The following is a 19941-nucleotide window of genomic DNA, read 5'->3' as shown; positions in this document are numbered from 1 at the left end:
GGCTTGCCCGCGAAGAGGCCCGTCACCCCACCGCACACGTTAAGGAATAAACCATGCTCCAACTCATCCTCGGCGGCGCCCGCTCCGGCAAAAGTCGCCTGGCGGAAAAACTCGCGGCAGGCAGTCAACTTCAGGTCACCTACATCGCCACCAGCCAACCCCTGGACGGCGAGATGAACGAACGGGTCGCCCATCACCGCGCCCGTCGTCCCGCCGAATGGGCGCTGATCGAAGAACCGCTGGAACTGGCCCGCGTCCTGCGCGAAAACGCCAGCGCCGAACGTTGCCTGCTGGTGGATTGCCTGACCTTGTGGCTGACCAATCTGCTGATGCTCGACAACCCCGAGCGCCTGATCGCCGAGCGCGATGCCTTGCTGGACTGCCTGGCTTCGCTGCCGGGTGAAATCATTTTTGTCAGCAACGAGACCGGAATGGGTGTCGTGCCGCTGGGCGAATTGACTCGCCGCTATGTCGATGAAGCCGGTTGGCTGCATCAAGCCCTGGCTGAGCGCTGTCAGCGTGTCGTCCTGACTGTCGCCGGCCTGCCCCTGACTCTGAAAGGTACTGCGTTATGACTCAAATCTGGTGGCTGAACCCGTGCAAATCGATCGATGCTGCCGTCGTCGAACAGGCTGAAGCCCGGCAGCAGCAACTGACCAAACCCGCCGGTTCCCTCGGTCGGCTGGAATCGGTAGCAGTGCAATTGGCCGGGTTGCAGGGGCAGGTCAAACCAAGCCTTGATCAACTCTGGATCGCGATCTTCGCGGGTGACCATGGCGTGGTCGCTGAAGGCGTATCTGCGTTTCCCCAGGAAGTCACCGGGCAGATGTTGCACAACTTCGTCACCGGCGGCGCGGCGATCAGCGTGTTGGCGCGGCAGTTGGGCGCATCCCTGGAAGTAGTCGATCTCGGCACCGTCACGCCGTCGCTGAACCTGCCCGGCGTGCGTCATCTGAATGTCGGCCTCGGCACCGCGAACTTTGTGAACGGCTCGGCGATGACCGCAGCTCAGGGCGAACTGGCATTGCAGGCTGGTCGCGACAGCGTTTTGCGCGCCGTCGCGGTGGGTGCGCAATTGTTCATCGGTGGCGAAATGGGCATCGGCAACACCACGGCGGCCAGCGCGTTGGCGTGCGCCTTGCTGGATTGCCCGGTGGTGCATCTGACCGGGCCGGGCACGGGGTTGAACGCGGCGGGTGTCAGCCATAAAGCGCAAGTGATCGAGCGCGCGCTCGCGCTGCACAGCGCCCAGCGTGGCGATGCGTTGCAAACCCTGTTCAACCTCGGCGGTTTTGAAATCGCGGCGTTGGTTGGTGCGTATCTGGCCTGCGCCCAGGAAGGCGTTGCGGTGCTGGTGGACGGCTTTATTTGCAGCGTCGCCGCGTTGGTCGCGGTGCGTTTGAATCCTGAGTGCCGCCAGTGGCTGCTGTTCGGTCATCGCGGCGCCGAGCCGGGTCATCGTCATGTGCTGGAAACCCTGAACGCCGAGCCGTTGCTCGATCTCGGCTTGCGCCTGGGTGAGGGCAGCGGGGCGGCGTTGGCGGTGCCGTTGTTGCGTCTGGCTTGCGATCTTCACGGGCAGATGGCGACCTTCGCTGAAGCAGCCGTGGCGGATCGTCCGGCATGACTTTGCACCTGGATCTGCTGCGTCATGGCGAAACCGAACTTGGCGGCGGCTTGCGCGGCAGTCTCGACGATGCCCTGACTGAGAAGGGCTGGGCGCAACTGCGTGCGGCGGTGATCGGGCAGGGGCCTTGGGATCGCCTGGTCAGCTCGCCGTTGCAGCGTTGCGCGCGGTTTGCCGAAGAACTCGGTGGGCAACTCGGTTTGCCGGTGCAACTGGAAAAAGACCTGCAAGAACTGCATTTCGGCGCCTGGGAAGGGCAGAGCACGGCGGCGTTGATGGAAACCAGTGCAGAGGCGTTGGGATTGTTCTGGACCGATCCTTATTCGTTTACGCCGCCCGAGGGTGAGCCGGTGGCAGACTTTTCCGCGCGTGTGTTGGCGGCGGTCGAACGGCTGCACGGGACCTATGCAGGCGAGCGAGTGCTGCTGATCACCCACGGCGGGGTCATGAAATTGCTGCTGGCCCAGGCCCGAGGCTTGCCTCGCGAGCAGTTGCTCAACGTTGAAGTCGCCCATGCGTCGTTGCATTCACTGTCGGTCGGCGCCGGCCCGTTGTTGCGGGAAGCGTCCTGATCATGTTGCCGTTCTGGATCGCCCTGCAATTCTTGAGCAGTCTGCCGATTCGTCTGCCGGGCATGCCGGCGCCTCAGGAATTGGGGCGCTCGCTGCTGTTTTATCCGCTGGTGGGGCTGCTGTTCGGCGGTCTGTTGTGGACGTTGAACGGACTGTTATCGGGCGCGCCATTGTTGCTGCACGCCGCATTGCTGCTGACGGTGTGGGTGTTGCTCAGCGGCGCTCTGCACTTGGATGGTTTGGCCGACAGCGCCGACGCCTGGCTCGGCGGGTTTGGCGACCGTGAACGCACCCTGAGCATCATGAAAGACCCGCGCAGCGGGCCGATTGCCGTGGTCACGCTGGTGTTGGTGTTGCTGCTGAAATTCGCCGCGTTGCTGGCGCTGATCGAGCAGGGGCACGGCGTTGTCTTGATCATCGTGCCGTTGATCGGGCGTGCGACGTTGTTGGGATTGTTCCTGACCACGCCGTATGTGCGGGCCGGTGGGTTGGGGCAGGCGTTGGCGGATCATTTGCCGCGCAAGGCTGGGTGGCAGGTGCTGATAGTCAGTGCGCTGGCCTGTGTGTTGATCGCGGGCCTTTTCAAAGGCCTGGTTGCGCTCATGCTGGCGACGGTGGGGTTTGTCTGGTTGCGGCAGGTGATGGTGCGGCGGTTGGGCGGGACCACGGGCGACACGGCGGGGGCGTTGCTGGAGTTGCTGGAGATGGCTGTGCTCGTAGGGCTGGCATTATTCCTGTAGGAGCGAGGCTTGCCCGCGAAGAACGATAACGCGGTGTGTCTGCGGTACTGCGGTGTATTGTTCGCGGGCAAGCCTCGCTCCTACAGGGTTATGTATCAAAAATTTGCTTTCATTTAACCGCGGGTATATACACGCACCATGCTCGATTCCAAATGTTTATGCATCAACCTGCGTCGCGCCGCCCGTGGCGTCAGCAGGCATTACGACGGCGCTCTTGATGGCTTCGGGATCAACGTTGCCCAGTATTCTTTGCTGTGCAACTTGCAGCGTCTGGATCAACCGAGTATTTCCACCCTGGCCGAAGCCATGGGCCTGGACCGCAGCACGTTGGGGCGCAATTTGCGCGTGCTGGAAGGCGAAGGGCTGGTGATGCTGGTCGAGGGCGAGGACATGCGCAACCGCATCGTCAAGCTCACCGAGGCTGGCGCAGAACGTCTGGCAGCCGCCTTGCCGGCCTGGGAAGCGGCGCAGCAGCGGTTGATTGACCGTCTGGGCGCCGAAAAACGTGAAACCTTACTGAGATTGCTGGACGAACTGGCTTGACGCCGGTTAGTCCGACCTTAAGCGGGTATATACCCGCTACCGGAGAATAAGAATGACATCGATGTGGCGTACGTGCGGTTGGGTTTTAGTGGGGAGTGCGCTGATTCTGGCGTTGTCATTGGGCGTGCGACACGGCTTCGGTCTGTTCCTGGCGCCGATGAGCGCCGAGTTCGGCTGGGGTCGTGAGACGTTTGCGTTTGCCATCGCCCTGCAAAACCTGATCTGGGGCCTGGCGCAGCCGTTCACCGGCGCTTTGGCTGATCGCTTCGGTGCGGCAAAAGTGGTGCTGGTCGGCGGCGTGTTATATGCGGCGGGCCTGATCTGCATGGGCTTTGCCGACTCGGGAGTAACCTTGTCCCTGAGCGCCGGTCTGTTGATCGGCATCGGCCTGTCGGGCACCTCGTTCTCGGTGATCCTCGGCGTGGTCGGCCGTGCGGTGCCGCCGGAAAAACGCAGCATGGGCATGGGCATTGCCAGCGCCGCCGGTTCGTTCGGCCAGTTCGCCATGTTGCCCGGCACGCTGGGGCTGATCGGCTGGCTCGGCTGGTCCGCCGCGTTGCTGGTGCTGGGCCTGCTGGTGGCGCTGATCGTGCCGCTGGTGAGCATGCTCAAGGACAAGCCACTGCCGACCCTCGGCCATGAACAAACCTTGTCCGAAGCGCTGCGCGAAGCCTGTTCCCACTCCGGTTTCTGGCTGCTGGCGTTCGGCTTTTTTGTCTGCGGTTTTCAGGTGGTGTTTATCGGCGTGCACTTGCCGGCCTATCTGGTGGATCAACATCTGCCGGCCTCCGTTGGCACAACCGTGCTGGCGCTGATCGGGCTGTTCAATATCTTCGGCACTTACACCGCCGGCTGGCTCGGCGGGCGGATGTCGAAGCCGCGTTTGCTGACTGGTTTGTACTTGTTGCGAGCGGTGGTGATTGGTCTGTTCCTGTGGGCGCCGGTCACCACGACCACGGCGTATCTGTTTGGCATGGCGATGGGCTTTTTGTGGTTATCCACCGTGCCATTGACCAACGGCACCGTGGCGACCTTGTTCGGTGTACGAAACCTGTCCATGCTCGGTGGGATAGTTTTCCTGTTTCACCAGCTCGGTTCGTTCCTCGGCGGCTGGTTGGGCGGGGTGGTGTATGACCGGACCGGGAGCTACGACTTGATCTGGCAAGTGGCGATTCTTTTGAGCCTGTTGGCGGCAGCCTTGAACTGGCCGGTGCGCGAGCGCCCGGTGGCGCGTCTGCAAACCCAAATGAGTGCGATATGAACAGTCTTTGGCCACGCATCATTGTCATTGCCGGCGGCGCCCTACTGCTGGCCCTGGCCTGGTGGGGCTGGCATCAGGGCGGGCTGGCGCTGATGCAGTTGGGCATGGGTGCTTGCTAGCCATATGGGAGGGCGAGTAACTTCGTTTTCTGACGACTTTTCAAGGATCCACCGACATGCTGAAACGCTGGCTTGCAGTCCCCGCGTTACTGATGGCGTTTACCGGATTGGCCCAGGCGGCCGACTGTCCCGAGCTGTTGCAGGGCTCGCTGCCCAAGTTGCGGGCCAAGGAATCCATCGATCTGTGCCAGCGCTTCGCTGGCAAGCCGCTGGTGGTGGTCAACACCGCCAGCTTCTGCGGTTTCGCTCCGCAGTTCAAAGGCCTTGAGGCGCTGTATCAGCGCTACAAGGATCAAGGGCTCGAGGTGATCGGCGTTCCGTCGAATGACTTCAAACAGGAGTCCAAGGACGGCGCCGAGACCGCCAAGGTCTGCTACGTGAACTACGGCGTGACGTTCACCATGACCGAGCCGCAGAAAGTCCGCGGTGACGATGCGACCCATCTGTTCAAGAGCCTCGCCAAACAGAGCAGCGCACCGAAGTGGAATTTCTATAAATACGTGGTCGATCGCCAAGGCAAGGTGATCGCCAATTTCTCCAGCCTGACCAAGCCCGACAACCCTGAATTCATCGAGTCCGTCGAGAAAGCCCTTGCCTCGAAACCCTGATCGGCACCCACTAAAAAGCCCCGTCTCTGTACCAGAGAGCGGGGCTTTTTCGATTCAGGCAGCGAGCGGTTCAGCCTCGCTGTGAGTCATCAGAAGCGGTAGGTTGCGCCAACACCGAAACCGTTCGCCGAGTTTTCATACTTGGCGTTGTAGCTCTGGCCACGGTCGTTGGTGTTGTTGACCGTCACCGCCTCTTCGCGCAGGTACGAATACGCGACGTCGATGGTCAGGTCGTCGGTCGGGCTCCAGCCGGCGCCCAGGCTGAAAATCTTGCGATCGCCAGTCGGAATGCGTGGGGAGCGGTCGACGTTGTTGGTCGGCGCCTGGTCGAAGGACAGACCGGTACGCAGGACCCATTGCTTGTTCAGCTGGTAGGACGCGCCGATGGCGTGTGCCCAGGTGTCGTGCCAGTTCTGTTCTTCGGTGATGGAACCGAATTGACCGTTCAGAATGGTCGGAACACCTTTGTTTTCCACGGTGATTTCTTTCAGGCGGCTCCAGCGAGTCCAGGTGCTGCCTGCGTACAGGGTCCACTTGTCATCGAACTGGTGAGTGACCGAGAAATCCACCGATTCAGGCGTGGTCAGGTCCAGCGAAGCGTCGTACTTCTGGCTCGGGTTCTGGCCCAGCAGGCCCAGTACGCCGTAGTTGACCTTGGTGTTGCCTTCGAGCTTGTACTTCACTTTCGAGTGGTAGGTCAGGCCGGCACGGGTGCTGTCGGTCAACTGAGCCAGGATCCCGATGTTGTAGCCCAGCGCGGTATCGTCGCCCTTGATTTTGACTTCGCCATCCGGAGCGGCCTGGGTAGCCGAGATGTTCGACTCCAGCTTGCCGTCGATACGGTTGATGGTCGGGCCGAAACCGATCGACACTTTGTCGTTGAAGGCGTAGCTCACGGTGGGTTGCAGGGTCACGACTTTAACGTCGCTGGTGCTGCCGAAGTAACGGCCGGCGAAGCCGTGCTCGTAGTCGGTCACCAGGCCGAACGGTGCGTATACGCCTACACCGACTGCCCATTGATCATCGATAGGCTTGACGTAGTAGCCCATCGGCACGGCGATGAACGGCACCATGTCGCCGTGGTTGCTGCCGCTGTTCGGGCTGGAACTGGCTTTACTGATATCGGTGTGTGCGTCGAGCATTGCAGCGCCGCCGGTGACTTGTTCGCGCTTGATGCGGGACATGCCGGCAGGGTTGCCAAAAATGGTGCTTGCGTCATCGGCAGAGGAAGATCGCCCAGCAAAACCTGTACCCATCCCGCTAATACTTTGTTCGTTGATGGCGAAGCCACTTGCGAAGAGCTGGGTGGATGCCAAGGTAACGGCGAGGCTAAGGGTGGTTTTGAGCATGACTTTTTTCATTATTAGAACTCCTGGTGATCACCGGGGCGAAAATTACCAACATTTTCGTCCCAGCGCTATAGCCTGTATGGGTTGAGTTAGAGCGGTTTTGTAGGACAATCAGACCAGATTCGCGTCCTGTTGCGAGATCTTGTGAAACGGGGAGGTCAGCAAGCGACTTGATTCATCGATGAAACACAAGTTTGCCAGGCGCAGGTGAAATCGCGCAGGCGTCCCTGAGGCTGGAAGGTCTGGCGCCAGATTCGGGCCATGCCCAGCAAATCATCGGGATCGGGGAGGGGAGTGTTTTGCTCTTCTACCAAGAGCCAGGCGATGGCGGTGGCGTAACGCAGGTTAACGGTCAATTCCAGGTGCGGACTGCTCAAAAAAGCATGCTGACTGGCCAGGCCACGCACCAGGCTCGCTCGCTCAGGGTCGAGGGCCAGGTAGTGATCCCACAACGCCCGGTGACGGGGCTCGGCAATTCGATACAGGCCATGTCCACGGCGGTCATGCAGGGCCGAGCCAAGGGCGGACTGGCTGGCGGCGATGCCCAGCAACAGGGATTCGGCAGTTGCGCTATGGCGCCCGAGGTAAATCAAGGTCGGGCGGATCACATAACGGCACAGTTCGCTGGCAGCGATACCCATAAAGCCCTCGAAACATGAAATGGGCGGCGATACCTGAAGGGGCTTGGCAGCAGTGAATCGAATCAGGCTCGCCGGAAGCGGATCAAGCCGCTTGAGTTGAAGTGTAGTGTCATATTCGCGCCGTAAAGGACTGTTTTTAAAATATTTCCGGCAGCCAGTTATAACCGTTATATCGGTTAGTGCTTAGGCGCACAGCGAGGAAAGAGAAATATCAGGCAATAAAAAGCCCCGCTTTTTGAGCAGGGCTTTTGAGGTTTTCAGTCTTTCTGGCGTCTCAGGCAACCAGTGCCTGGCGAGTACGATCGATCACGGCCTGCAGCGGTTCAGCGCTGGAGTATTGATCGGGGTACAGGCGTTCGCTGTGACGGGCGATGCCGTGTTCGTTGACCAGAGTGAAGCTGAAGCAGCCTTTGCGAGCGGCCATGATCAGGCAGTTCATTGGGGCAAAAGCGTTAGTTAGGGTGCGAATGGCATCCTGAGTGTGGATTTGAGTAGACATTATTAGGTGTTCCTACAAGCGACACGGATAAGAGCCGTGCAAAATTAAAACGTTCCAGTGACGACGACCACCATTGGTCGAACGAAGAACCCGACTGGAACAAAGCAGCCAGTTTGAAGCGCTGATAATTGGCGCGCTTGGGCTGGCAGGTAGGTACTTAGGAGGGCAGGCAACACATCAAGGGCAAAGGTTCGGGGCCCGGGGTGAAGATCCTGATCAATTTGCAGGCTGGTTCGGTCAGAGTAAGTGAGCTTCGCAACACCCTTTGCATTCATTTCAAAGGCAGTGTCGACGCAAGGTTTACCTGGAAACCATCGAGGTGGTCGATCCCGCTTTGTCGGTGGAGGCTTCTCTCTACGGGAAGGCTGACCGGGGGGATTTGTTCGACCAGAATTGACTTTCAGCTTGGTACTAACGCCGCGGATACTAACGGATTGAATTTGAGAAAGGAAGTGTGTTAGCAAAAAAGATTGTTGGTGCGGCCAGTCAGTCGCTTCCGGGGGCGTGATTATAGGCTGAAAACAACGACGTTGCCCTGCAATGGCCCAGGCGTTTGCCGTCGGTCGCCTCGCTGCCAAGGCTTATCCCCAGGCCTTGGCTGCAAAACGCGCCGAAAAAGCGCATCGATATAACCGTCGCAAAGGTACTTGTGCACATAAGTTGCGCAGCCTGTCACGCCACTGTCACCTTGGCTTCAATCGCAGTGGGTGCCTGTAATGAAAATTTAAGTCAATGAAAAACATCGCTTTTTTTTACTGGTGAAAAAATCGTCAGTTTGACTGCGAGCCCCATTCCACAGGGCTTTGCGAGAGTTCAAGGGCGGTTGTCCACTGAGTTATCCACAGCTTCTGTGGATTGTCCCAAGCGCTTGCTCTAGGACGGGCGTGCCGGGTTTTTTTCGACTTTACCTGTAAGAAAAAAAGAGTAGAGTGGCGCGCCTTCCGATCTGCCCTACAGTGCTTTATGAAGTTTCGCTCAGTATCAACCGCTGTTACCGCAACGCCCCCGACTGTTACCCCACCCAAGCGCTTTTCCATGCGTGTGGCCGAGTGGCTACTGGACAGCCCGCGCCTGGGCGATAACCACAAGGTCAAACATTTCGCCGGACGTTTGCTCAAGCAACCGGCTCGCGAAGGCGTAGTGGCCGCGCAGAGTCGTCTGGGTCAGTTGATGTGCCGCGAATGTGGCAACGCCCGGGATCGGCGCATCGGCCACGACCTGCTGCGTCAGGCCGCCCGCGCCGGTGACCGCCGCGCCCAGCAGGAACTGGGGCTGATCGAAGACTGAGCTGTCCAAGACCTGACGCCTTGGTTAACCTTCAGGCTTTATCTCATCGGCAGGAGTCGCTATGGCTATGGACTTGACCAGCATTTTGCTCGGTCTGGCGGGCGCAGCAGTGCCATTGTTGGCGCTGGCCTGGCACATCCAGCGCCGCGCGAGTGCAGGGCAGGCCGGCATGGCGCTGCTGGAAGAGCGACTGGCCATGGCCCAATTGGCCCAGGACGGCCTGAATGCCCAACTCGATGCGTGCCGCGACGAAATCGGTGACCTGAGCCAGGCAAACTCCACCAAGCAAGCTGATCTGGCCGCGCTGCGCCGTGAAGTCGAACTGCTGCAAATCGAACGCGATGACGCTCGCGACGCGGCCCACGCCTGGAATATCGAACGTGCCGGCAAAGAGGCTGAGTTGCGTCGCCTGGACGCGCAGACCGCTTCCCTCAACGCGGAGCTGCGCGAACAACAGGAAAGCCATCAGCAACGTCTCAACGACCTTCAGGGCTCACGGGATGAATTGCGGGCGCAGTTCGCCGAGCTGGCGGGCAAGATCTTCGATGAGCGCGAGCAGCGTTTCGCCGAAACCAGCCAGCAGCGCCTCGGACAGTTGCTTGATCCGCTGAAAGAGCGCATCCAGTCGTTCGAAAAACGCGTTGAAGAAAGCTATCAAGCCGAAGCCCGTGAGCGCTTTTCCCTGGCCAAGGAACTGGAGCGCCTGCAACAGCTCAACCTGCGCTTGAGCGATGAGGCCACCAACCTGACCCGTGCCTTGAAAGGACAGAAAACCCAGGGCAACTGGGGCGAGCTGATTCTCGAGCGCGTGCTTGAACACGCCGGCTTGGAGAAGGGCCGCGAGTACCAGACTCAAGTCACCCTCAAGGGCCCGGACGGCGAGCGTTTCCAGCCGGACGTGATCATTTATCTGCCCGGCGACAAGCAAGTGGTGGTCGACTCCAAGGTCAGCCTCACGGCTTATCAGCAATACGTCGCTGCCGACGACGATGCCATCGGCCAGATCGCGATCAAGCAGCACGTGCTGTCCCTGCGCAATCACGTCAAAGGCCTGTCCGGCAAGGATTACAAGCGCCTCGACGGTCTGCACAGCCTGGATTTCGTTCTGTTGTTTGTGCCGATCGAAGCGGCGTTTTCCGCGGCGTTGCAGGCTGAGCCGACGCTGTTCCAGGAAGCGTTTGACCGCAATATCGTGATCGTCAGCCCGACTACGTTGCTCGCGACGTTGCGGGTTATCGACAGCCTGTGGAAGCAGGAGCGCCAGACCCAGAACGCCCGGGAAATCGCCGAGCGGGCAGGGTGGCTGTACGACAAGTTCGTGTTGTTTATTCAGGACCTGGACGAAGTCGGCAATCGCTTGCAGCAACTGGATAAAGCCTACAGCTCGGCGCGCAACAAGCTGACAGAAGGGCGCGGCAACCTGGTCAGCCGCAGCGAGCAACTGAAGCTGTTGGGCGCGCGAGCGAGCAAGAGCCTGCCGGCGGATTTGCTCGAACGGGCGATGACCGATGTGGATGGGTTGGCGGAGTTGCCGGAGTAACCGAAAAGCTAAAAACCAAAAGCTTCGCGAGCAGGCTCGCTCCCACAATGGAACGCGATCAACTGTGGGAGCGAGCCTGCTCGCGAAGGCGTCAGATCAGCCACAGCAGGGCTTAAGCCTGCCGTATCACAACGGCAAATGCCGACTCAACAACGCTCTTAACGCCGCCGGTTTCACCGGTTTCGCCAGATAATCCAGCCCCGCCGCATGCACTTGCGCCACCGTCTCCGGTCGCCCATCCGCACTGATCACCACCCCCGGCACCGGCTCGCCCAAACGGGTACGCAGCCACGCCATCAACTCGGTGCCGGTCTCACCGTCGTCCAGGTGATAGTCCACCAACGCCAACTGCGGATGCATCCCGTCACGGAGCAACGCAGCACATTCCTCACGATTGCGCGCAGTCCAGACCTGGCAACCCCAGCGCGTCAACAGGCTGTTCATGCCAATCAAAATGCTGTCTTCGTTATCGATGCACAGCACCTGCGCGCCGCTCGGCAATTTGCCATTGAGTTCGACCACGTTGCTCGTCGCGTTCGTCTGCGCCCGGGCCAATGGCACGCTGACGCTGAATACGCTGCCGTGTCCCGGCCAGGAGCGCACGCGCAAGGTGTGGCCCAGCACCCGACACAAGCCGTCGGCAATCGCCAGGCCCAGACCCAGGCCTTTCTCGGCGCGAGTCTGGTGGCTGTCGAGGCGTTTGAATTCTTCGAAAATCACTTGCTGCTTGTCTTCCGGAATTCCTGGCCCACGGTCCCAGACTTCCAGGCTCAGTTCGCCCTTGCGCCGGCGAACGCCCAGCAGCACCGGGCCTTTGGCATAACGGAAGGCGTTGGTGAGGAAGTTTTGCAGGATCCGTCGCAGCAACTTGATGTCGCTGTCGATGCGCAAGGTACTGCCGCGCAGGCGGAATTTAAGCCCTTGTTCCTGCGCCTGCGCCTTGAACTCGGCGCCGAGGATATCGAACAACTCATTGAGCACGAACGGCTTGGGATCGGGGTTGATCTTGCCGTTTTCCAGGCGGGAAATGTCCAGCAAATCACTGATCAAGTCCTCGGCCGAGCGTAGCGAACTGTCCAGGTGATGGATCAGTTTCTGCGCCTCGCTGGACAAGCCGTCGTCCTGATGGGTCAGGGCGGCGGAGAACAATCGTGCGGCGTTCAACGGTTGCATCAAGTCATGGCTGACCGCCGCCAAGAAACGTGTTTTCGACTGGTTGGCCGATTCGGCGGTGCCTTTGGCTTCGGTCAGGGCGACGTTGAGTTGCGAGAGCTCGTGAGTCCGCGCGGTCACCCGTTGTTCCAGGCCTTCGTTGGCCTCGGTCAACGCCTGCTCGGCCTCGCGGAACGCGGTGATGTCGGTGAAACTCATGACGAAACCGCCGCCGGGCATCGGGTTGCCGATCAGCTCGATCACACGGCCGTTGGGGAACAGTCGCTCGGAGGTGTGGGCACGACCCTGACGCATCCAGTGCAGGCGTCGGGCGACATGCACTTCCGCTTCGCCGGGGCCGCACAGCCCACGCTCGGCGTTGTAGCGAATGATGTCGGCAATCGGTCGGCCAACGCTGATCAAGCCATCCGGGTAGTTGAACAACTCCAGATAACGCCGGTTCCAGGCCACCAGTTTCAGCGATTGGTCGACCACGCTGATGCCTTGGGTGATGTTCTCGATCGCGCCTTGCAGCAGCGCGCGGTTGAACTGCAACACTTCCGACGCCTCGTCGGCGATGCGGACTACGTCCTCCAGCTGCATTTCCCTACCTTCGATGGCAGCTTTTACCACCGCGCGGGTCGAAGAAGCGCCGAGGACACCGGCCAGCAAGCGTTCGGTATGAGCGATCCATTCACCGTCGGCGTTCTGGTTCGGGTTGAAGCCTTTGCCTTGGCGATAGGCGAAGCGGATAAAGCTCTGGCGCGCACGTTCTTCACCGACGAACCGCGCGGCGAGTTGCAGCAAATCGTCGATCTGCACCGCCAGCATCGAGCGGGCGCTGGGTCGGGCACTGATTTCCTGACCAATGAATCGCCCAGCCTGCCAATGCTCGGATACCCGCGTGCGCGACAGCACCGAGACCCAGGCGAACAGTGTGAAGTTGCCCGCCAATGACAACACTACGCCTTGGGTCAGCGGGGTGATCGGCAGGTTCAGCGGGTTACTGTGCAGCCACGCCAGGCCGGGGAAACTGTTCAGCGACCAGCCGAGGCTGTGGGCGGCAATTGGCAGGATCAAGGTGTAGAACCACAGGAATGTCCCGGCGGCGAGGCCGGCAAAAACACCGCGACGATTCGCCTGTTTCCAGTACAGCGCACCGAGCATGGCCGGGGCCAATTGAGTCACGGCGGCGAAGGCAATCTGGCCGATGGTCGCCAGGCTCGCAGTCGAGCCAAGCAGGCGATAGCTGACGTACGCCAGCAGCAAAATCACCACGATGGTGACCCTGCGTACCGAAAGCATCCACTGGCGGAACACTTCGAATGGCCGCTCGGCGTTATTGCGGCGCAGCAACCACGGCAGCAACATGTCGTTGGAGACCATGGTCGACAGCGCCACGCTGGCCACGATCACCATGCCGGTGGCCGCCGAAGCTCCGCCGATAAATGCGAGCAATGCCAGCGCCGGGTGTGCCTGGGCGAGGGGCAGGCTGATCACGAAAGAATCCGGCAGTACCGAACTCGGCAGCAACATCTGGCCGGCGAGAGCGATCGGGACTACAAACAATGCCGCCAATGCCAGATAGGCCGGGAACACCCACTTGGCCAGACGTAAATCCTGAGGCTCGATGTTCTCCACCACTGTGACGTGGAACTGCCGGGGCAGGCAGATAATCGCCATCATCGCGACGCCGGTCTGCACCACCATCGACGGCCAGTTGATGGTTTCTTTCCAGTATTCCTCCAAGCGCGGGGCAAGCATGGCCTGGTCGAACAGATCGTCGAAACCGTCGTACAAGCCGTAGGTCACGAACGCGCCGACCGCGAGAAAAGCGAACAGCTTGACCAGCGACTCGAACGCAATCGCCAGCACCATGCCCCGGTGGTGTTCGGTGGCGTCGAGGTTGCGCGTGCCGAACACGATGGTGAACAGCGCCAATACCAGCGAGACAATCAACGCCGTGTCTTGAGCGCGGGTGCCCATGGCGTCGGCCCCGGCGCCGATCAACAGGTTCACGCCGAGCACGATGCCTTTGAGCTGCAAAGCGATATAGGGCAACACGCCGACCAGGCAGATCAGCGCCACCACCACCGCCAGCGATTGCGATTTGCCGTAGCGCGCGGCGATAAAGTCAGCGATGGAGGTGATGTTCTCCTGCTTGCTGATCATCACCATTTTTTGCAAAACCCACGGCGCGCACACCAGCAGCAGGATCGGCCCGAGGTAGATCGGCAGGAATGACCAGAGCTGTTCGGCGGCCTGGCCCACGGCACCAAAGAAGGTCCAACTGGTGCAATAGACGGCCAGCGAGAGGCTGTAGACCCAGGCACGCACACGCGGCGGCAACGGCGCGCTGCGACGGTCACCGTAGAAGGCGATGGCGAACATGATGGCCATATAGGCCAGGGCAACGGCGGCGATCAGCCCGCTGGACAGCGACATGGAAACTCCAGACAAAAGACACCGGGGTTCAGGCCCGGACAGACAGTCTCGCACGATGGCACGGGTTCGTCAGTGTCGACCAAGGTCGTGGCGTGGCGGGGTGTCGCAGGTGATCTACCGGACGCTTTCGCGGGCAAGCCTCGCTCCTACAGACGGTAAAAATCCGTAGGAGCGAGGCTTGCCCGCGAAGGCGTCAGTACTTACTCAACGCAATCTCAATCAACCGATGCAATTCCTCAACCTCCAGCGGCGCCGCCGAAAACAGCACGCGAAACACCGTTGGTGCCGAGATCAGGTTGATCAGGCGATCAACGCTCGGCAGCGGCTGATCCGGATAGCGATCCAGAATAGTCTGCAATTGCCCGCCGATGATCGCCACGCAAAAGCCCGGCGTAGAGCTGCACTGTATGTCGCGCAACAGGTTGCGACCCAGTTCCGAACTCATCTCATCCAGATACTGCTCGCCCCAGGCACGCAGATCACCGCGCAGGCTGCCGGTGTTGGCCGGCTCACTGTCGGGGCGCATGCGGGCGAGGGCGACGTCGGCCAGCAACACCGACAAATCACCCCAACGCCGATAAATTGTCGACGGCGTCACCCCCGCGCGCGCGGCGATTTGCGGCACGGTCACGCTCGCGCGGTCCTGCTCTTCGAGGAGCGCGCGGACCGCCGAATGAATCGACTCTTGCACCCGGGCGCTTCTGCCGCCCGGGCGTAAACCTTCTTTAATAGCCATGGATCGGACCTTAACACAAAGAATTTGCTTTAAGCGCTGGTCAGTAGCACACTCCGCAAAAGCAAAAACTTAGCTTTTGCGGAGTGTGCCCATGTCTCATCCAGCATCAAATCGTTCCAGCCTGTGGTTTCTGGCGATCACTTTACTCAGTTTTCTCGCCGCTTCCACGGCGCCGACGCCGTTGTATCACCTGTATCAGGATCAACTGCAGTTTTCCGCCGCGACCCTGACCCTGATCTTCGGCGTGTATGCCCTCAGCTTGCTGGTGGCGCTGCTGACCGTCGGTTCACTCTCGGATTTCCTTGGGCGAAAACCGGTGATCTTCACCGCGACAGTGCTGAACATTTTGGCGATGTTGCTGTTTATCAATGCCGACAGCGTCACCTGGCTGATCAGCGCCCGGGTCCTTCAGGGGTTTGCGACAGGCATGGCCACCGCCGTGTTGAGCGCTGCGTTGCTGGATACTCACCGCCAGCACGGGCCGCTGATCAGCAGTGTTGCGCCATTGTTGGGCATGGCCGTCGGGGCGATGGGTTGCGGCTTGTTGGCCGAATTCGCGCCGCTGCCATTACAGCTGACCTTTTGGGTGCTGCTTGCGCTGTTTGCGATGCAGGCGTTGTACGTCTGGCGCCTGCCGGAAACTGTCAGTCCGCAGCCTGGCGTCTGGGCTTCGCTGCGCCCGACCTTGCATGTGCCGGTGCAGGCGCGGCGTACATTGTGGGCGGTGTTGCCGATCAACACGGCGGTGTGGGCGCTGGGTGGTTTCTTCGCCTCCTTGGCACCGTCGCTGGTGCGCACCGCCACCGGCTCGACCTCCAACCTGATTGGCGGCTCGACCGTCGCCGCATTGTCGGTAACCGGTGCGTTAATGATCTACACCCTGCGCAATCGGCCGGCGGACAAGGTCCTGCGCCTGGGCGCCAGTCTGTTGCCGGCTGGCATTGTGCTGATCCTGACGGCGGTTCACATCGCCAGCCTGCCGCTGTTTTTCATCGGTACGCTGGTGGCGGGCTGCGGCTTCGGCGCCGGTTTCCTCGGTGCCGTGCGCAGCCTCGTATCGCTGGCCTTGCCCCATGAACGGGCCGGTTTGATGTCATCGTTTTACGTGCTCAGCTATCTGGCGTTCTGCTTGCCGTCATTGCTGGCCGGAAACCTGACCCGCACCTTTGGATTGATCGCGACCACCGATGGTTATGGCGCGGTGTTGATCGTCCTGGCCGTGGGTGCGCTGGCGACATTGCTGCGCCAACGATCGTTGAAAGTCTGCCAATCATAAAAAACGCGGCGCCCATCAAGGCGCCGCGTTTTTTTGCGCCGATCAAATCTGCGCGAAACCGCCATCCACAAACAGCTCGATCCCGTTGATGAAGCTGCTGTCATCCGACGCCAGGAATACCGCCGCTTTCCCCACTTCGCCCGGCTCGCCGAGACGACCGATCGGAACCTGGCTGGTCAGGAAGTCCAGTAAGCCTTGCTGCTGATCCGGCGGCGCAATTCCGGTCAAGCCAGGCGTATGAATCGGGCCGGGGCTGATGACGTTGACGCGAATCTTGCGTGCTTTCAAATCCAGCAACCAAGAGCGGGCAAAGTTGCGCACCGCGGCTTTACTGGCGCTGTAGACGCTGAAGTTTTCCGTGCCTTTGGTGGCAGTGGTGGACGCCGTGAGGATCACCGAGCCGCCGTCCTTCAACAGGGGCACGGATTTCTGCACGGTAAACAGCAGGCCTTTGACGTTGGTGCCGAAGATCCGGTCGAAGTGTTCTTCGGTGATTGCACCGAGTGGCAGCATGTCACCGCCGCCGGCGTTGGCGAAGACGATATCCAGCGCGCCGGCCTGGTCTTTGATCACGGCAAAGATCCGGTCAAGATCGGCCAGGTTCGACACGTCGCCCTGAATCCCGGTGATGTTGTGGCCGATGGAGGCCACCGCCGCATCCAGTTCTGCCTGACGGCGACCGGTGATGAAGACGGTCGCGCCCTGATCGACAAAGGCTTGGGCCGAGGCCAGGCCGATGCCGGTGGTGCCGCCAGTGATCAATGCGATTTTGCCGTTGAGGGTGCTGCTCATTGTGTGAATCTCCGCTGAGTCATGTAGGAATTGGTCGGCCAGGTTGTGCGCCGTTGAACCCACTGTATGCCTCAAGATTCAGCAGAAAAATCGCCAGAATCGGGTTTGTTTGTACATGGTTGTGGACAATACTCAGGGCCTCTCACCTGAGGTGTTCGTCATGAATCAATTGTTGGCCATGCGCGTGTTTGCCCGCGTCGTGCAGGCCGGGTCGTTTACCAAAGCCGCTGACTCCCTGAGTTTGCCGAAAACCTCGGTCAGCAAATTGGTCGCCGAGTTGGAAGAACATCTCGGCGTGCGGCTGCTGCAGCGCACCACGCGCCGGCTTACCGTCACGGCCGATGGCATGTCTTATTACGAGCGCGCCATGCAGTTGATGGTGGAGCTGGATGACCTGGACAACAGTTTCGCCTGCGCCCAGGGCCAATCCCGAGGCAAGGTTCGCGTGGACGTCGGTGGTTCGGTGGCGACGCTCCTGATCATTCCCGCGCTGCCGGATTTCTATGCGCGTTATCCGAATATCCAGATTGAAATGGGCGTCAGTGACCGGCAGGTCGACTTGATCAGTGAAAATGTCGACTGCGTGATTCGCGGCGGGCCGCTGGATGAGCTTTCCATGGCGGCGCGTCCGTTGGGGACGTCGTCATGGGTCACCTGTGCGACGCCGGGCTATCTCGAACGTTTCGGTACGCCGTCCGACCCGCGCGACCTGGAAAAAAACCATCACATAATCACCTACCACTCGGCCCGCACCGGGCGCGTGATGCCGGCGCGGTTCGAACGCAATGGCGAAAAACTGGAGATCCGCGGCCAGAGGCGATTCAGTGTCAACGAAAGCAATGCGCACCTGGCCGCAGGGCTGGCCGGACTTGGGGTCATCCACACCTTCACCTACGGCGTGCAGGCACACATCGAGCGCGGCGAGCTGGTGCCGATCCTTGAAGACTGGCGCCCGCCGCGCTATCCGTTTCATGTGCTGTACCCGCCGAACCGACACCTGAGCAACCGGGTGCGGGTATTTATCGATTGGCTGGCGCAGTTGTTCGCCGGTTTGAGTTAGCCTTGGCCTCGCCACTCATTCGACGGACCGCCCCATGAAGATCATCCGCAGCAAATCCTTCACCGCCGAACGTGCCTGGGGCGCGCTGGACATCGCCAACATGAACGGCATCACCACGCGTTTGCACTGGACCGACCAGCCGTACAAATGGCACGTCAATGATGGTCAGGAAGTGTTTGTCGTGCTCGATGGACAAGTGCAAATGCATTACCGCGAAGAGGGCGTCGAGCGGCAAACCTTGCTCGAGGTCGGCGATATTTTTTATGCGTCGGTGGGCACCGCGCATGTGGCGCATCCCGTCGGCGCGGCGCGGATTTTGGTGATCGAGTCAGAAGGCAGCGTCTGACCATATATCGGCAAAACAGATAACAGTTAGAGATATTACCCGTTATATAGATATTCGATCCGGATCTACCATGGGCTCTACCTCATCAGAGGACAGGAGTTCGCCATGATCTGCCCCAATGCTGCCAAGCCCGGTTACAAACCTTTAAGTCTTCTTCCGCGTCCGCTGGAAGCCATTCGCCAATTCACCCCGAACTGGTTCGCCGCGACCATGGGCACGGGCGTACTCGCGTTGGCGCTGGCGCAAGTGCCCGTCGCGATCCCCGGTCTGCATGCGCTGGCCGAGGGCTTGTGGCTGTTCAACATCTTTCTGTTTGTGTTGTTCACCGGGCTGTACGCCGCGCGCTGGCTGTTGTTCTTCGATGAAGCGCGGCGGATTTTCGGTCACTCAACGGTTTCGATGTTTTTCGGCACCATTCCCATGGGCCTGGCGACCATCATCAACGGCGTCCTGGTATTCGGTTTGCCGCGTTGGGGTGACGGGGTGATTCATGTGGCCGAAGTGCTGTGGTGGCTGGATGTGGCGATGTCCCTGGCGTGCGGGGTGCTGATTCCGTACATGATGTTCACCCGCCAGGAACACAGCATCGACCAAATGACCGCTGTCTGGTTGTTGCCCGTGGTCGCGGCAGAAGTGGCGGCCGCCAGCGGTGGCCTGTTGGCGCCGCACCTGGCCGAGGCCCATGCGCAACTGGTGGTGCTGGTGACCAGCTACGTGCTGTGGGCATTTTCCCTACCGGTGGCGTTCAGCATTCTGACAATTCTGTTGCTGCGCATGGCGCTGCATAAACTGCCTCACGAAAACATGGCCGCCTCGAGCTGGCTGGCGCTCGGCCCAATCGGCACCGGCGCGCTGGGCATGTTGCTGCTGGGCGCCGATGCCCCGGCAATCTTCGCCGCCAATGGCTTGCCGGGCATGGGTGAAATCGCCGACGGGCTTGGGCTGGTGGCCGGGATCACGCTGTGGGGCTTCGGGCTATGGTGGATGCTGATCGCGGTGCTGATTACCGTGCGCTACCTGCGCGCCGGCATCCCGTTCAACCTTGGCTGGTGGGGTTTCACTTTCCCGCTGGGCGTCTATTCTCTGGCAACGTTGAAACTGGCCAGCACCTTGAACCTCACCTTTTTCAGTGTCTTCGGCTGTGTGCTGGTGGCGTTGCTGGCGGTGATGTGGCTGATTGTCGGCAAGCGCACCGTGCAGGGCGCGTGGCGTGGCGAGCTGTTTGTCTCGCCGTGCATTGCAGGATTAAAGAAATAACCTGCAAAGATTAGGTAATGTGTGGCCTGGATCGGCGTTCGATATTCGAATAACAACATCCACGCCGCTCTCTACCTAACATCAGCTACCC

At 60.4% G+C, this 19941-nt stretch carries 20 protein-coding genes; 14 read left to right on the top strand and 6 right to left on the bottom strand.

Going from position 1 to position 19941, the window contains the following annotated elements; translation table 11 throughout:
• The first annotated feature begins 53 nt into the window (after positions 1 to 53).
• The 8 genes from cobU to ACIOYV_RS18800 all read left to right on the top strand — a co-directional run bounded on the left by cobU (position 54) and on the right by ACIOYV_RS18800 (position 5470).
• On the top strand, positions 54 to 575 hold the full coding sequence (cobU, locus tag ACIOYV_RS18835; protein ID WP_401325906.1) for a bifunctional adenosylcobinamide kinase/adenosylcobinamide-phosphate guanylyltransferase: 522 nt from the start codon (positions 54 to 56) through the stop codon (positions 573 to 575).
• Entirely contained in the window at positions 572 to 1627 is a 1056-nt protein-coding gene (gene cobT / locus ACIOYV_RS18830; protein ID WP_401325904.1) for a nicotinate-nucleotide--dimethylbenzimidazole phosphoribosyltransferase, read from the top strand. Before cobU ends, cobT begins: the two co-directional genes overlap by 4 nt.
• Positions 1624 to 2199 (top strand): alpha-ribazole phosphatase family protein, encoded by a 576-nt coding sequence (cobC, locus tag ACIOYV_RS18825; protein WP_401325901.1) that lies wholly within the window; start codon positions 1624 to 1626, stop codon positions 2197 to 2199. The genes cobT and cobC overlap by 4 nt, the downstream gene beginning before the upstream one ends.
• Before the next feature lie 2 nt (positions 2200 to 2201).
• Positions 2202 to 2939 carry an adenosylcobinamide-GDP ribazoletransferase gene (locus ACIOYV_RS18820; protein ID WP_401325898.1) on the top strand — a complete coding sequence of 246 codons (738 nt, stop codon included), beginning with the start codon at positions 2202 to 2204 and terminating at the stop codon, positions 2937 to 2939.
• 138 nt (positions 2940 to 3077) lie between these two features.
• Positions 3078 to 3482, top strand: coding sequence for a MarR family winged helix-turn-helix transcriptional regulator (locus ACIOYV_RS18815; RefSeq protein ID WP_401325895.1), 405 nt, complete (start codon positions 3078 to 3080; stop codon positions 3480 to 3482).
• 52 nt (positions 3483 to 3534) lie between these two features.
• Positions 3535 to 4743, top strand: coding sequence for an MFS transporter (locus tag ACIOYV_RS18810; RefSeq protein WP_265044185.1), 1209 nt, complete (start codon positions 3535 to 3537; stop codon positions 4741 to 4743).
• Positions 4740 to 4862, top strand: coding sequence for a hypothetical protein (locus ACIOYV_RS18805; RefSeq protein ID WP_401325893.1), 123 nt, complete (start codon positions 4740 to 4742; stop codon positions 4860 to 4862). The genes ACIOYV_RS18810 and ACIOYV_RS18805 overlap by 4 nt, the downstream gene beginning before the upstream one ends.
• Before the next feature lie 56 nt (positions 4863 to 4918).
• Positions 4919 to 5470, top strand: coding sequence for a glutathione peroxidase (locus ACIOYV_RS18800; RefSeq protein ID WP_401325891.1), 552 nt, complete (start codon positions 4919 to 4921; stop codon positions 5468 to 5470).
• An 89-nt stretch (positions 5471 to 5559) separates the two neighbouring features.
• Here ACIOYV_RS18800 and ACIOYV_RS18795 read toward each other — a convergent pair whose 3' ends face one another.
• The 3 genes from ACIOYV_RS18795 to ACIOYV_RS18785 all read right to left on the bottom strand — a co-directional run bounded on the left by ACIOYV_RS18795 (position 5560) and on the right by ACIOYV_RS18785 (position 7959).
• Complete coding sequence (locus tag ACIOYV_RS18795) at positions 5560 to 6831, bottom strand: OmpP1/FadL family transporter (RefSeq protein ID WP_401325888.1); 1272 nt, start codon at positions 6829 to 6831, stop codon at positions 5560 to 5562.
• A 146-nt stretch (positions 6832 to 6977) separates the two neighbouring features.
• Complete coding sequence (locus ACIOYV_RS18790; protein ID WP_054049533.1) at positions 6978 to 7460, bottom strand: hypothetical protein; 483 nt, start codon at positions 7458 to 7460, stop codon at positions 6978 to 6980.
• A 274-nt stretch (positions 7461 to 7734) separates the two neighbouring features.
• Positions 7735 to 7959 carry a hypothetical protein gene (locus ACIOYV_RS18785; protein ID WP_003214941.1) on the bottom strand — a complete coding sequence of 75 codons (225 nt, stop codon included), beginning with the start codon at positions 7957 to 7959 and terminating at the stop codon, positions 7735 to 7737.
• Positions 7960 to 8922: 963 nt separating this feature from the next.
• Between ACIOYV_RS18785 and ACIOYV_RS18780 the strand changes: the two genes are divergently transcribed.
• Together ACIOYV_RS18780 and rmuC are read left to right on the top strand one after the other, a co-directional pair.
• The gene (locus ACIOYV_RS18780; RefSeq protein WP_054049535.1) at positions 8923 to 9246 is read left to right on the top strand and encodes a hypothetical protein; all 324 of its coding nucleotides are present in this window, start codon (positions 8923 to 8925) and stop codon (positions 9244 to 9246) included.
• 175 nt (positions 9247 to 9421) lie between these two features.
• Positions 9422 to 10786 (top strand): DNA recombination protein RmuC, encoded by a 1365-nt coding sequence (gene rmuC / locus ACIOYV_RS18775; RefSeq protein ID WP_163910401.1) that lies wholly within the window; start codon positions 9422 to 9424, stop codon positions 10784 to 10786.
• Positions 10787 to 10912: 126 nt separating this feature from the next.
• On the opposite strand, the gene ACIOYV_RS18770 is transcribed toward rmuC, so the two are convergent.
• The gene (locus ACIOYV_RS18770; RefSeq protein ID WP_401325884.1) at positions 10913 to 14383 is read right to left on the bottom strand and encodes a NahK/ErcS family hybrid sensor histidine kinase/response regulator; all 3471 of its coding nucleotides are present in this window, start codon (positions 14381 to 14383) and stop codon (positions 10913 to 10915) included.
• Between the two features lie 193 nt (positions 14384 to 14576).
• On the bottom strand, positions 14577 to 15119 hold the full coding sequence (locus ACIOYV_RS18765; RefSeq protein WP_401325881.1) for a TetR/AcrR family transcriptional regulator: 543 nt from the start codon (positions 15117 to 15119) through the stop codon (positions 14577 to 14579).
• 91 nt (positions 15120 to 15210) lie between these two features.
• On the opposite strand from ACIOYV_RS18765, the gene ACIOYV_RS18760 reads away from it, so the two are divergent.
• Entirely contained in the window at positions 15211 to 16395 is a 1185-nt protein-coding gene (locus ACIOYV_RS18760; protein ID WP_401325878.1) for an MFS transporter, read from the top strand.
• 42 nt (positions 16396 to 16437) lie between these two features.
• Here the strand turns inward: ACIOYV_RS18760 and ACIOYV_RS18755 are convergent, their stop codons facing one another.
• Complete coding sequence (locus tag ACIOYV_RS18755) at positions 16438 to 17187, bottom strand: SDR family NAD(P)-dependent oxidoreductase (RefSeq protein WP_401325875.1); 750 nt, start codon at positions 17185 to 17187, stop codon at positions 16438 to 16440.
• A gap of 160 nt (positions 17188 to 17347) precedes the next feature.
• On the opposite strand from ACIOYV_RS18755, the gene ACIOYV_RS18750 reads away from it, so the two are divergent.
• The 3 genes from ACIOYV_RS18750 (at position 17348) to ACIOYV_RS18740 (ending at position 19850) form a co-directional block, all read left to right on the top strand.
• The gene (locus tag ACIOYV_RS18750; RefSeq protein WP_401325873.1) at positions 17348 to 18247 is read left to right on the top strand and encodes a LysR substrate-binding domain-containing protein; all 900 of its coding nucleotides are present in this window, start codon (positions 17348 to 17350) and stop codon (positions 18245 to 18247) included.
• A 34-nt stretch (positions 18248 to 18281) separates the two neighbouring features.
• Positions 18282 to 18593: a cupin domain-containing protein gene (locus ACIOYV_RS18745; RefSeq protein ID WP_401325870.1), complete on the top strand. Its 312-nt coding sequence runs from the start codon at positions 18282 to 18284 to the stop codon at positions 18591 to 18593.
• Positions 18594 to 18698: 105 nt separating this feature from the next.
• Positions 18699 to 19850, top strand: coding sequence for a TDT family transporter (locus ACIOYV_RS18740; RefSeq protein WP_401325867.1), 1152 nt, complete (start codon positions 18699 to 18701; stop codon positions 19848 to 19850).
• Positions 19851 to 19941: the final 91 nt, after the last annotated feature.

The sequence above is a fragment of the Pseudomonas sp. NPDC087342 genome (assembly GCF_044744265.1).
GTDB classification, from domain to species: domain Bacteria; phylum Pseudomonadota; class Gammaproteobacteria; order Pseudomonadales; family Pseudomonadaceae; genus Aquipseudomonas; species Aquipseudomonas nunensis.
This window is presented reverse-complemented; position numbering and strand designations above follow the sequence as displayed.